This is a genomic window from Parasediminibacterium sp. HNIBRBA5674 (genome assembly GCF_056745525.1).
The window spans coordinates 80,982-95,006 of the sequence record NZ_JBQWIE010000002.1 but is presented as its reverse complement, the minus strand read 5'-3'; the positions used below and the strand labels follow the sequence as shown (position 1 = coordinate 95,006).

The window sequence follows — 14,025 nt, the reverse complement described above, 5'->3', positions numbered from 1 at the left end:
TGTCTTCTCAACTTGTTAGAAGACTAAGCAAATACAAAATGGCAAAAATTATAATTGTCCAGCCTAAACAGCCTAATCTAAAAGAGTTTGAATTGTCGTGTACAAAGTTTTGCGTTTCTACTTTTTGTCTTACAATTTTCTTTTTAATTGGTGCTGTCTTTTTCTTTACAGTTGGCTTAATTGTCTTTTGTGCAACTGGTCTGGACTTGACTTTTTTTTTACAGCAAGAGCATTGAAAATTTCGCCAGTTTCTAACCAATGAATTTTACTTGGTATTAAATTCTTTGTCCCAACTGTTGTGTTTACAACTTTCAAATTTGCAGATTTAGGATTTGTCAAATTTTGCATTGGAATTAGCCACATACCTGCACACTTAAATTTTCTGTCAAGTGCAACAACTATTAAATAATCTGCTGTCTTACCAACTAAATTATTTAATCTTCTTGTTTCACTTACTCTGCGTCCACTTTCATAAACTCGTCTTGTTTTAATTTCATAAGTCAAACCATTATTATCTCTTGCATCAATTCCTTTTTCATTTCTACTGTCGCTAATTGTTAAGTCCAATCGTCTGCAAGCATAGAATTCTCCAATATCACCAACAATTCGTCTACTACGAATAATTTCATTTTCTTCAAGTTCATCGTAGGCTTTTGCAAATTCATTAATTGCTTTTCTTTCAGCTGCTGGGATTTTAATTTCGGATTTGTCAATAATCTCAATTCCCGAATTCATTAGAGATGAAGTGATTGAAATTTGTCCTTCTTTTATTTTGTTTGAAGGAATTCGTAAAATTTTTATTGGGTTGTATTGTCTGTCAAAATAAACGACTGTTAGAAAGTGAAATGCAGTTGTGTCAAGCTTTGTAATGTTGTAACTAAAATTGTTGTTTGATACAACCTTGGCTTTAACTTGATAATTATTGCCTAATTCACAAACTCCATCAACAGCTCTTGTTACACGATTTGACTTTTTTAGTTTGAAATGTTTGCATACAACATATTCGCCTATTTCTCCTGTGAAACTATCTGTAGAAATAATTCCAAGGTCAAAAAGTTTGTCGCTAAGGTCAGCAAATTTGTCAAGTAAAGTTTCTTGTTGTTTTGTAAACATTGTCTAAAAGTGTAAGGGTCTTTTAAGCTTACGCCCAACACAAAAATAGACGCTACTACCCACAACATCAACTAAAATTTCACTATTGATTACCAAGGTTTTAGCATTATATTTATTGTATTGTTATTGCGTCAATGCAACCATTATACATTTTGTATTGTTGGCGCAGCCTTAGTTATATAGTCTGTAACCGTATGTTTTGCCTTATATAATCGTTTAGATAGTCTACAACCGTAAGTTTTGCCTTATATAATTAGTTAGATAGTCTACAACCGTAAGTTTTGCTCTATATAATTGTTTAGGTAGTCTGCAACCGTATGTTTTGCCTTATCTAATTAGTTAGATAGCCCACAACCGTATGTTTCATTTATCAAAATCACTAACCCAAGGATTCAGCCTTGGGCAGAGCAGTCAGTACCATGGCTTTAGCCATAGTTCTTGTAGCAAATAAGCACTTGGGCTAAAGCCCAGTATATTCTATGGTTACCCCAAAGGCTAAAGCCTTGGGTTAATTGTTGCATTGTTTTTACTTTCTATTACAAGGCATTGTTAGCAATTCTATGTATTTACACAAATCAAGGGCATTTATTAGTCTTTTTAATTAAATTTTTCTTAAAAAAAGGCAAACGAAACAGATAATATTTGTTTATATAAAAATCGTTTTTTAGCTTTAGTAAACCATATTTATTCATTTACTAAAAAATGTAAACAATGTACAAATCAACTTTTGAACTGTTCTTTACCAACCTATATGATGTGCCTCGCATCATCGACGCTCGCCTACAAGTATTTACCCGCAATGTCATTGCAGCGGTAAACAATAGCAACCCTGGCAATGTGTTTGATGCGCATATAGCGGCATTGCAAGCTAGCCACGATACCTATTTTGGCAAAAGCGAAACCAAGGGCGTAGCCAAAGCTGAGCGCAAGGGTAAAACCAAAAGCTTAGATACCATTACCAAAGAATTTGCCGATACGGTGCGTAGCAAATACAACTTTTTGGCAAGCGTATTTCCTGAAGGTACGGCTACTTATATTGAGTTTTTGCCCACAGGCTTAACAGAAATGAGCCGACTAACACGTGCCAATATTTTGAGTATTAGCCATCGCATTGCTACCAAGGCTACCGAATACAAAGCGCAGCTAGGTGGGCAAGCTTTTGCAGATATTTTTACAGGTTACGAAACTGCCATTGAGGCCGCCATTAAAGAACAAAACAAGGGTAAAACCAAGGTAAAAAGCCTACAAAGCGATGTCATTAACAGCCGCCAACCTGTAGAAGATGCCTTAATGAAACTGATGTATAAAATAGGCGACACTTACTGGCCTGATGCAGAAAAATGCCAATCGTACTTTGATTTTAGTTTGCTATTTGCTGCAAGCAGCAGCGATGAAGATGAGACACCAGATGCAGGGAAATAGTTGGTAGACCATAGTCGATAGACGATAGACCATAGTAAAATGATTATTGACCATCGACTGTGGACCATCGACTATGGACTGTCTACTATCAATACAAACTGCTACACACTTAGTAAAACAAAAATCCCGAAACAAACGCTTCGGGATTTTATATTTTAAAGCCCACTGTCAGCGGTCGATTGTCAACAGTGGGCTATCGAATATACATAACTAGTCTGGCCTTTTACCATCTAAAAAGGTATTGATGCTAGAAATGTTGGTGTTGTTATTCTCATCTTTACCCACAGTGTATTTGCTGTAAAAGTTTTCTGCACTAGTAAGCGCATTACCGTATAATTCCATCTTCTGACGAATATATGCAGGTACGGTTTCAAAGTCGCTATTAGCATCTGAACTGTTCATGTTAAAGCTAAGGTTGCGTAGTTTTTGTATGCGCTCTTGGGCTCTTCTACGTTGGTCTTCTGCTTCATCATAGTCATCAAAACCACCCACACCACCTGCAATAGCTTGTACTGGTGCTGTTGGCTTTTCGTGTAACTCAAATGGTGCTGGCGCTTCTTCCTCTTCTTTCTCAAATTCAAACACAGGCCCTCTATAAATAGGCGCTGGTGCTGGTGTTTCAGTAGGTGTTTCAGGCGCTTTTATTTCTTCTTGCAACCAAGATTTAAATGGTTTTTGCTCAGCGTAAATATTGGCCGGTTTGTTTAAAATACCAGAGTTACGCTCAGTCATTACAAACTGTAATGTTTCATCTATCACTGGTGCTTTAGGCTCTTCTACCACTGGTTTTGGTGCTACAAAATCATCAGAAATAGTAGTGCTTAATTCAAAGTGTAGCACTTCATTATCGTTATAGCTATCTACCAAAGTTTCAGTTGCTTGCGCTTCTACTGCATACACAGTTGGTGCTTCGGTTACTTCTTCTTGTAAGCGAGGTGCAAAAGGGTCAACTTCTACAAAAGGAATGGTTGATTGTGGCAACGGTGCTGGCTGAGTTAGTTTTTTCTCTTCACCTTCTAAGCCCAAAGTCATCACAATCTTTTCTGGTTTTGGTGCTGCTGGTTTAGCTGGTTTGCTAAATGGATTTTTAGCATCAAAGCCTGTAGCTACTAGGGTGATACCAATTTTCTTGTCAAGTGAGTTATCGTAACCCATACCAACAATTACATCAGCATCTTCACCAGCTTGCATGCGCAAGTAGCTATTAATTACTTCTAGCTCGTCCATGGTACATTCGTCATCACCTTCAGCGCTGTTAATGTTGATGAGTATCCATTTAGCACCTTTAATATCGTTATCGTTTAGCAATGGTGAAGCCAATGCTTCTTCAATAGCACGTTGTGCACGGTCTTCACCTTCTACTTCTGCTTTACCAAGTATTGCTACACCACCATTCTTCATTACAGTGCATACATCAGCAAAGTCAACAATAATATGTCCACGACTATTGATAATGTCGGTAATACATTTAGCAGCAGTAGCCAATACATTATCCGCTTTACCAAATGCTTCCTTCATTTTAAGGTTGCCATATTGCATGCGTAGCTTGTCGTTGCTAATAACTAGCAAAGTATCTACGTGTGGTTTTAATTGCTTAATACCTTCTTCTGCTTGTGCCAATCTACGTGGACCTTCAAAGCCAAAAGGCGTGGTAACAATACCTACGGTTAATATACCAAGCTCTTTACAAATCTGTGCAATAATAGGTGCGCCACCAGTACCAGTACCGCCCCCCATACCCACAGTAATAAAGGCCATTTTGGTATTAACCTCTAGTATCTTTTTAATTTCTTCTAGGCTTTCTTCGGTAGCTTTTTTACCCACTTCTGGGTTTGCACCTGCACCTAAACCTTGTGTAAGGTATGGCCCTAGTTGTATTTTATTAGGAACTCTGCTTTGCTCTATGGCTTTAGCATCGGTATTACAAACAATAAAGTCTACGCCCTCTACGTCTTGATTGAACATAAAGTTTACGGCGTTACTACCGCCACCACCTACACCAATTACTTTGATGATAGAGGACTTTTGTTTAGGCAAATCAAAATGAATCATGTTTTCGGAATTACGGATTAGTAAAGTAAATATCTCTTGTTCTTTAAGGGTCTTGTGAAGTTTAAAAGTTTAGCTAGTTTAGAAAGTTTGGCAGTTTAAACTAACTGAACTCAATAAACTATTTAAACTACTTAAACACTTATTTTATTACTTGGTCTTCTTCTTCTTTAAATAAGTCTATCAAATTATCTTTAAACTTATCCCAGAATTTCAACTTTGCTCTTTCTTTTACCACTGCTTTTTCTACGGGTGTTTCAGCTATTGCTTCTGGCATTTCTACAGCTGTTTCAGTTTTTAAAACCTTTGGTATTTCTACTCTTTTAAAGGTTTCGGTAAACTGCTTGTATTGGTGCTCGTAATCGCTATAACCTTTTAATATTAAACCGATACAAGTCGCATACATTGGTTTCTTCAACTCATCAATGTGGTTTGGTGCTAAGTGCTCGTTTGGCAAACCAATACGTGCATTTAAGCCAGTTGTGTATTCAGTTAGTTGAATTAAATGTTTCAATTGCGAACCACCACCTGTTAGAATCACACCACCATTTAAAGAGCGCTGATCTAAACCAATTTGTTTTAAATGATAGCTTACAAAATCTAGTATCTCACTCATACGAGCTTGAATAATTTGTGCTAAGTTTTTAACACTAATTTCTTTTGCAGGCATACCTTTTAAACCAGGTATGGTAATAAATGCATTGGCTTTTGCTTCATCTGCCAAGGCACTACCAAACTGTACTTTCATCGCTTCGGCTTGGCTTTTTAATACACCTAAACCCAAACGGATATCGTTGGTAATATTCTCACCACCAAACGGTATCACAGCTGTATGCTTTAAAATACCCTCATAAAATACAGCAAGGTCACTAGTACCACCACCAATATCTAAAATGGCAACACCTGCTTCCATATCAATATCACTCATTACAGAACTAGCACTTGCAAGTGGTTGTAACACCAAATCTTTAGTAGTTAAAGAGCTTCTATTTACAGCACGACGAATGTTTTTAATCGCATTTCTATCGCCAGTAATGATGTGAAAATTAGCACCAACTTTTACACCATTATATCCTACTGGGTCTTTAATGTTTTGAATATTATCTACATGAAACTCTTGCGGTATCACTTCAATAATTTCGTCGCCAGCAGGTATAAAAGTTTTACGTTGATTGCTGATTAATTGCTCAATTTCAAAACGCTGAATCTCAACATCAGCATCTTGTCTTACCATATCGCCACGTGTCTGCAAGCTCTTAATATGATGCCCTGCAATCCCCACATACACCTCAGTTATCTCCAGTTCAGGGTTACTATCATAGCAGTTTTGCAACGCCTGATGAATCGCCTTTATCGTTTGATCAATATTTAACACCTGACCATGTTGCACACCATTACTATTGGCACGTCCAAAGCCCAATATCTCTAATTTACCATACTCATTTTTGCGACCTGCAATCGCAGCAATTTTGGTAGTTCCAATGTCCAATCCTACAATAATCGGTGCCTCGTTATTAGTCATAAAATATCTTTATTTATTTGTCAGCCTCTAGTTTTTCAATGTGTCTTCGTTGTGTCACTCACTGCATCGCTTTGTCCTTTTATCAACTTTTATCCCCCACCACGCTTCTTCATTTCTGCTTTTGGTTTAGCTAAAGCAGGCTTCTTCACTATTGATAACGGATTTACTTTCTTTTTATTATTCTTAATTTTATTATCGGCTAACTTTTTTTTGTCATCTATGCTAACTGTTTGTTTTTTAGGTTTTAACGAATCTATTTTTACTGTAGGGGTTGAAATATTTTTTACTGAGTCTGTAACCAAAGCATCTAAATTCATCTGCAACATCGCTTTCGCCTTTGCAGAATCAACAGCTATTTGTGCCGTACCTCTTCTTACAGCTACCACTTGGTTATTATACTGAACGTCCAATTTCTCGTAAGTATTAATGCCGTTTTGCACCCAAGCTTTTTTATAAAACGTGTATAGCCTATTAAACTTAGCTGCATAATCATCGGCTGTGCCAAAAACAATTATTTGGTCACCAAGCGTTGGTACTATTTCAAATGTTGCTTGTGGTGTAATAGCAATCTGTGCCGTTTGCGCCATCCAAAAGCTATCTGCTACTATGTATTTACCAAGGGCTACTACACTTTCTAGCAGTAAGCTATCTGGCTTTGCTAAAACAGGTCTATCACTTGGAAAATTGGTAAACATGGGCACTCTTGCACTCAACTTTTCGCTAAGCGGTAGTCGCAAGCCATTACTATCTACATAAAAAGAAGTGCCTTCAGCAGTAAACACTCTTGCCACCGGCTGACGCTCTACAATTTTCACTTGCAACACTTGTTTGTTATCAAAGAACAGTTCAGCTTTTTTTACCCAAGCTGTTGCTTCTAAAGCCGTTTCAATGGCTCTTAAATCTATCTTACTCGTCGCTTGATTACTAACAACCGATTTACTATTGATAATAGCTAACACATCATTTTCATCAATAAACAAATGATCTTCTACACCTGTAATTTCCACCTTAACGCCTGCACAAGTTTTATGGTTTTTCTGTTGCATAGCAGCGCCAAACAATACAATTGTTCCAATGCCAGCTAGCAGCCATAATACTTGTACCAGTCGTTTTTTCCAGTTCATTAATCAGTTGTCAATATATTTTTTAGAGGTTGTAATAAGGTATCAATATCGCCTGCACCAGCCATTACCACTAGTTCAGCTTTGTTTACTTGCATCCATTCTAGCATGGCTTCTTTAGCCAATACTTGTTTGTGAGCCAATGTCATTTTATCCAATATCAATTCGCTTGTAACGCCAGGCATTGGTAGTTCTCTTGCAGGATAAATTGGTAATAATATTACCTCATCAGCCATGCTTAAGCTTGCTGCAAATTCAGCTGCCAAATCGTTGGTTCTACTAAATAAATGCGGCTGAAAAACAAGCGTCAACTTTTTATCAGCAAACAAGCTTCTTACACCACTTATCAATGCTTCTAACTCTGTAGGATGATGTGCGTAGTCATCAATTAAAACGTGCTTATCATTCTTCAATAAGTATTCAAACCTGCGCTTTACACCTTTAAAATCAGCTACAGCGGCTTTGATCTTTTCGTTATCTATTTTCAAATACTTTCCTACACTAATGGCAACAATCGCATTTTCAATATTGTGTAGCCCACCCATGTGCAATACCACATTATCAACTGTCCAATATGAGTTCACCACATCAAATTGATAGCTACCATTTACAACCTGCAAGTTGTCCACATGCACATCTGCAAGGCTATCATTCAAACTATATGTACAATGGTCTGGCACTGTAAATTCACTAGCCCTAGTAAGTCCATACTTTGTAATTAAACAACCACCAGGTTTTACTTTTTGTGAAAACTGAATGAATGCATTTTCTACTTCTTCAGCCGTACCATAAATGTCTAAATGGTCTGCATCCATTGATGTAATGATGGCTACATCAGGGCTTAATTTCAAAAAACTTCTATCGTACTCATCAGCTTCTACCACCACCACATTGTTCTCGCTGCTCCAAAAATTAGTGTTATAGTTGGCAGCAATACCACCTAAAAACGCATTACAACCATAGCCAGTATGCCTTAAAATATGCGCTATCATTGAGGTGGTGGTAGTTTTACCATGCGTACCAGCAATGCAGATATTAAAAGAACTTTCGCTTATCCATTGCAACACATCGCTGCGCTTTACTACTGTATAACCATTGGTTTGATAATACACTAGCTCTGCATGATTAGCAGGTATTGCAGGTGTGTACACAACTGCATCTACATCTTTAGGTATGCCATCAAGATCTTCATGATAATGGATAGCAATACCGCTATCTTCTAATGCTTTCGTAAGCGGTGTTTGCGTTTTATCGTAGCCACTAACCACTACATTTTTCGAATGAAAATATCTTGCCAAAGCACTCATACCAATGCCACCGATGCCAATGAAATAGATACCCCCAACCCCTGAAGGGGAGTTAAGAAGTTTATCAATTATTTTATTATTTGGCTTCATTTACTATTCGCTTTTTATTGTTCCCCTTTAGGGGCTAGGGGTATAAGATTTGTTTCGCAATTACTTCATCGGCGTTTTTAATAGCCAATGCACTAATATTTTGTTGCAACACTTGTTGCGATAATTCATTTTTACTGAGTTCTAATACTGCATTTATCAATGCTTCATTTACATCACTGTCTTTTACTAGTAGCGCCGCTTTCTTGTTTACCAAGGCCATAGCATTAGCTGTTTGATGGTCTTCTGCTGCAAATGGATAAGGTACAAATATGGATGGCTTACCAGCTACGCACAATTCTGTTACCGCCATAGCGCCTGCCCTACTGATTACAATGTCAGCTGCTGCATAACCCATTTCCATTTGTGTAATAAACTCACTTACCCATACATTAGGCTTACCATTTGCTAGCGTTTTATAATGCGCAGCATTTGTTTTACCCGTCTGCCAAATCAATTGCAATCCTTGTTCTGAGAAGGTTTCAATATGATTAGCAATGGCATCATTAATACTTTTAGCGCCTAAACTACCGCCTACAACCAATACCGTTTTAATATTGCTTTGTAAGCCAAAGAATGATAATGCTTCGGCTTGTGTAACCTTGCTGTGTGCAATGCTTGCACGAACAGGATTACCAGTAACGACTATTTTATTGGCTGGAAAAAATGATTCCATACCATCAGTAGCTACAAATATTTTCGTTGCTTTTTTACCAAGCATCATATTGGCTTTACCTGCAAATGAGTTACTCTCATGAATAAAGGTTGGTATGCCTTTGCTTTGAGCTACACGTAATACAGGAAAACTTGAATAGCCACCAACACCAATAACGGCAGTGGGTTTAAACTGCTTAAAAATATTACGCACTTGTATAAAACTCTTGATAATTTTAAGTGGTAATCCTGCATTTTTTATCAAAGAACTTCTATTAAAACCTACAATGGTTAAACCTTTGATGGGATAACCTGCTTGTGGCACTTTTTCCATTTCCATTTTACCTTCTGCGCCTACAAATAAAATATCCGCATCGGGCTGCAATTGCTTGATAGCATTGGCTATGGCTATGGCAGGAAAAATATGTCCGCCAGTACCGCCACCTGCAATGATGATACGCCCCCCCGCCCCATAAGGGGTGCTGTGAGTCGGTTTTATATTGTTATCTAGTACACTCATTTATACTCAATTTATTTGTTCCCCTTCGGGGCTAGGGGCTACCGTTTGCGGCTGTAAATAATCTGTTTGTGGTAAAGGTTCTTTGCCTTCCATTATCTCTACATTTCGTGCCACACTTAGTATAATACCGATGGCTGCACATGTAAATAAAAACGAACTTCCGCCCATACTTACTAGAGGTAACGTAACCCCTGTAACCGGCACTAGATTTACATTTACGGCCATATTGGCTATTGCTTGAATGACCAATGTAAAGCTTAATGCTAGCGCCAAAAATGCACCAAATGCATAAGGACATTTTCTAAAAACCCTGATGCCTCTAAACAAGAACACCAAGTAAATTAATATGATAAAAGCTGCACCTAGCAAGCCATATTCTTCTATGATTATTGAATAAATAAAGTCGTTATAGGCTTGTGGTAAAAAGTTTCGCTGACGACTATTACCTGGCCCTAAGCCTACCAAAATACCACCATTGGCAATGGCAATTTTTGCCTGCTGAACCTGATAAGGTACTTCTTCATTTTTGGCGTACATAAAATCTTGTACACGCTTTACCCAAGTATCAAAACGTTTAAACAACTTACTGTTTTCAGTAGTTGTTTCTCTTACTGGTTGTTGCTTTTGCTTACCATCATGCAACAATACTGCCACACCTATAATAAGCGCAATAGGAATTGCTGCTATGCCAATTGTTAGCAAAATATGCTTGGTGCTTACACGACCAATAAACATGAGCAACAAGCATGTAGCACCAGTTAATAAAGCATTTGACAGGTTTGCCGGCATAATTAAAGCGCAAATAATTGCTACTGGAATTACTACTGGTAAAAAGCCTTTTTTAAAATCTTTAATTACTTCCTGTTTTTTACTCAAGGTTCTTGACAGGTACATAAACAAAGCCAACTTTGCAAAGTCACTCGTTTGAAATGTCATGTTGATAATAGGTAGTTTTATCCACCTACTACCTTTATTAATTTCTGTACCAAAGAACAATGTGTATAGCAATAATGGTATTGCTACGAGAAAAAATATCCAAGCCACTTTACTGTAAATAGTATAGTTTACTCGGTGCATAAAGTAAATTAATGCCAAGCCAATCATCATAAAAGCAACTTGCTTAAACAAATACACTTCATTGTTGCCTTTATTCATTTTATATGCCAAGGAACCAGTGGCACTATACACTACCAACACCGAAATCAATGCTAACAAAATCACTATCCCCCAAATAAACTTATCGCCACGGGTACGCAAGGCCAGTTGGCTTCGCATTCCTTGTACAGAAGGCATTTGAGAAAATAGTGTATCTACCATTTTTGAAGTATGATTTTAGATGTTTGATGTTTAATTGGAAAAATCACAAATCCCAAATCAGACATCGTAAATTATTACAGTTCCTTTACAGCATCTTTAAACTGATTGCCTCTGTCTTCATAATTCTTAAACAAATCGAAGCTTGCACAAGCAGGGCTAAGCAAAACAGCATCGCCTTTTGTAGCCACTTTAAAACAAGCTTTTACACAATCCTGTGCATTGTCTGTTTCAATAATTGATGGCACAATGTTTTTAAAGGCAGCAACAATTTTCTTATTGTCTTTACCCATGCACACAATCGCTTTTACTTTCTCTTTTACAAGGTCTGCAATCAGGCTATAGTCATTGCCTTTATCAACACCACCAAGTATTAAAATGGTAGACTTATTCATACTTTCAAGTGCAAACCAAGTGCTATTTACATTGGTAGCTTTACTATCGTTAATAAATTCTACACCGCGTACCGATGCTACAAATTCATTACGATGTTCTAAACTTTGAAAGTCAGCAACAGCTTCTCTAATTTTCTCTTTTCTAATACCAATTGTAGTTGCTGCAATGCCTGCTGCCATTGTGTTGTAGTTGTTGTGCTTACCTTTTAAGGCAAAATCGTAAATGCTCATGCTTACGCGTTCTTCTTGTATGCGTAGCATCATTTGATCGCCTTTAATGTAGCCGCCTTTTTTGATTTCGTGTTTCATTGAGAATGGTAGTGGGTTAGAATTAATGGTTAGTGTATTTAGTTTATTCAGTATTATATCGTCGTCGTCACAGTAAATAAAATAATCGTCTGTCGTTTGATTTTCTATGATTCTAAACTTACTGTTTATGTAGTTTTCAAACTTGTAATCATACCTGTCTAAGTGATCTTCTGTGATGTTTAATAGTATGGCCACATCTGGTTTAAATTGGTCTATATCATCTAGCTGAAACGAACTGATTTCTGCTACATAATATGGCTTAGGGTCTTCAGCTACTTGCTTCGCAAACGAGTAGCCAATGTTACCAACCAATGCTGCATCCAAGCCTGCTTTTATACAGATGTGATGCGTTAAAGCCGTTGTAGTACTTTTACCATTACTACCTGTAATAGCAATAATTTTTGCATCGCCTTTAAATCTATAAGCTAGTTCAACTTCACTTACCACTTTAATACCTTTAGCCCTTATTGCTTGCATCATTTCATTCTTCTCAGGTATACCAGGGCTCTTCACTATTTCATTTGCTGCAAGAACAATGTCGCTTGTATGTTGGCCTTCTTCAAATGCAATACCATTAACAACCAATTCATGTTTGTACGCAGCTTTCAGCAAACCACCATCACTTAAAAACACATCATAGCCTTGCTGCTTACCAAGCAAGGCAGCACCAACACCGCTTTCGCCCCCGCCAAGTATTACAAGGCGATGCCCCCCCGTCCCTGATGGGGTGCTTTGTGAATCTTTTATATGGATATTCGTTTCCTGCATTTACTTTCCTTTTATAATTCCCCTTTAGGGGTTAGGGGCTATTTCTTTGTTAACCAGCTTTTGTAATTCTATTCAACTTCGTTGCGTCGCACACTTCAAAGTCTTGTTCTTTATTGAGCTTTGCCTACCTAATCTTAAGCGTCACAATACTTGCTACAACTAGCAATACTGTAATAATCCAAAATCTGATAGCAATTTTATTTTCGTGAAAACCTTTCTTTTGATAGTGGTGGTGAAGTGGACTCATCAAAAACACTCTTCTACCTTCACCATACTTTTTCTTCGTGTATTTAAAGTAGCTCACTTGAATAATCACACTTAAATTCTCTACCAAAAACACACCACAGAAAATAGGTATCAACCATTCTTTACGTACAATAATTGCAAGTGAAGCAATGATACCGCCCAAAGCCAAACTACCCGTATCGCCCATGAAAACCTGTGCTGGATAAGCATTATACCACAAGAACCCAATACAAGCACCCACAAATGCACCTACAAAAATGGATAACTCACCAAGGTTTGGTATATACATCACATTGAAGTAATCGGCAAAAATGTAGTTACCACTTACGTACACAAATACACCGATGCATATACCTATGATAGCACTAACACCAGCTGCTAAGCCATCAAGCCCATCGGTTAGATTAGCACCATTTGATACAGCAGTAATAATCAACGTAACAATGATGATATAGACAATCCAAGTATAATCTTCAGCACCTTTACCCATCCAAGTAATTAACTTACTGTAATTAAACTCATGGTTTTTTACAAAAGGAATTGTTGTAATCGGCGTCTTCACTTTTACAAATCTTTTTTCAATACCATTTATTTTACGAACAATGATATTGGTATCTTTTGCTAGCTTCTCGCCTCTTTGCAATTGTGCTTGCGGTGATGTAAACACTTCTCTTTCTACAGTTACAGCATTACTAAAATATAGTGTAGTACCTATAATAATACCTAAACCAACCTGGCCAATGATCTTGGAAATACCAGCCAAACCATCACTATCTTTTTTCTTATAAGCCTCACCTTTTGCTTTAGCAGCTTGCCTTGCACGTATTTTAAACAAGTCATCTAAAAAGCCTATAACACCTAGCCAAACTGTACACAATACCATTAAGCGGATATACACTTTATCTAGATTGGCAAACAACAAGGTTGGTATTAAAATGCTTAATAAAATAATGATACCGCCCATTGTAGGTGTGCCTTTCTTTTGCGCTTGACCTTCTAAACCCAAGTCTCTAACACTTTCACCAATTTGTTTTTTTTGAAGCAATAAAATAATACGCTTACCATATACTGTTGCAATGATTAAAGACAACAATACAGCCATCGCTATGCGAAACGTTAAGAACTGAAATAACCCTGAGCCAGGAATTTCAAAGTGCTTATCTAGCCATGTAAATAAATGGTATAACATAATAGCTGT

At 37.3% G+C, this 14,025-nt stretch carries 10 protein-coding genes; 1 reads left to right on the top strand and 9 read right to left on the bottom strand.

Features of this window, described 5'->3' with window-relative positions; translation table 11 throughout:
* Positions 1-165 precede the first annotated feature (165 nt).
* Entirely contained in the window at positions 166-1,113 is a 948-nt protein-coding gene (locus tag ACT9TX_RS01840; protein ID WP_481336497.1) for a DUF6998 domain-containing protein, read from the bottom strand.
* A gap of 711 nt (positions 1,114-1,824) precedes the next feature.
* Between ACT9TX_RS01840 and ACT9TX_RS01835 the strand changes: the two genes are divergently transcribed.
* Positions 1,825-2,535 (top strand): hypothetical protein, encoded by a 711-nt coding sequence (locus ACT9TX_RS01835; protein ID WP_481336496.1) that lies wholly within the window; start codon positions 1,825-1,827, stop codon positions 2,533-2,535.
* Between the two features lie 210 nt (positions 2,536-2,745).
* Here the strand turns inward: ACT9TX_RS01835 and ftsZ are convergent, their stop codons facing one another.
* From ftsZ to mraY, 8 genes are all read right to left on the bottom strand, one after another.
* A complete protein-coding gene (ftsZ, locus tag ACT9TX_RS01830; RefSeq protein ID WP_481336495.1) occupies positions 2,746-4,587 on the bottom strand; it encodes a cell division protein FtsZ in 1,842 nt (613 codons plus the stop codon).
* A gap of 139 nt (positions 4,588-4,726) precedes the next feature.
* Positions 4,727-6,106: a cell division protein FtsA gene (gene ftsA, locus ACT9TX_RS01825; protein WP_481336494.1), complete on the bottom strand. Its 1,380-nt coding sequence runs from the start codon at positions 6,104-6,106 to the stop codon at positions 4,727-4,729.
* Between the two features lie 89 nt (positions 6,107-6,195).
* Positions 6,196-7,230, bottom strand: coding sequence for a cell division protein FtsQ/DivIB (locus ACT9TX_RS01820; RefSeq protein WP_481336493.1), 1,035 nt, complete (start codon positions 7,228-7,230; stop codon positions 6,196-6,198).
* Positions 7,230-8,624 (bottom strand): UDP-N-acetylmuramate--L-alanine ligase, encoded by a 1,395-nt coding sequence (murC, locus tag ACT9TX_RS01815; RefSeq protein ID WP_481336492.1) that lies wholly within the window; start codon positions 8,622-8,624, stop codon positions 7,230-7,232. Before murC ends, ACT9TX_RS01820 begins: the two co-directional genes overlap by 1 nt.
* Positions 8,625-8,658: 34 nt before the next feature.
* Entirely contained in the window at positions 8,659-9,795 is a 1,137-nt protein-coding gene (gene murG, locus ACT9TX_RS01810; RefSeq protein ID WP_481336491.1) for an undecaprenyldiphospho-muramoylpentapeptide beta-N-acetylglucosaminyltransferase, read from the bottom strand.
* 6 nt (positions 9,796-9,801) lie between these two features.
* Positions 9,802-11,112 (bottom strand): FtsW/RodA/SpoVE family cell cycle protein, encoded by a 1,311-nt coding sequence (locus tag ACT9TX_RS01805; protein ID WP_481336490.1) that lies wholly within the window; start codon positions 11,110-11,112, stop codon positions 9,802-9,804.
* Positions 11,113-11,186: 74 nt separating this feature from the next.
* Complete coding sequence (gene murD / locus ACT9TX_RS01800) at positions 11,187-12,581, bottom strand: UDP-N-acetylmuramoyl-L-alanine--D-glutamate ligase (RefSeq protein WP_481336488.1); 1,395 nt, start codon at positions 12,579-12,581, stop codon at positions 11,187-11,189.
* Positions 12,582-12,705: 124 nt separating this feature from the next.
* Positions 12,706-14,016: a phospho-N-acetylmuramoyl-pentapeptide-transferase gene (mraY, locus tag ACT9TX_RS01795; RefSeq protein WP_481336486.1), complete on the bottom strand. Its 1,311-nt coding sequence runs from the start codon at positions 14,014-14,016 to the stop codon at positions 12,706-12,708.
* Positions 14,017-14,025 lie beyond the last annotated feature (9 nt).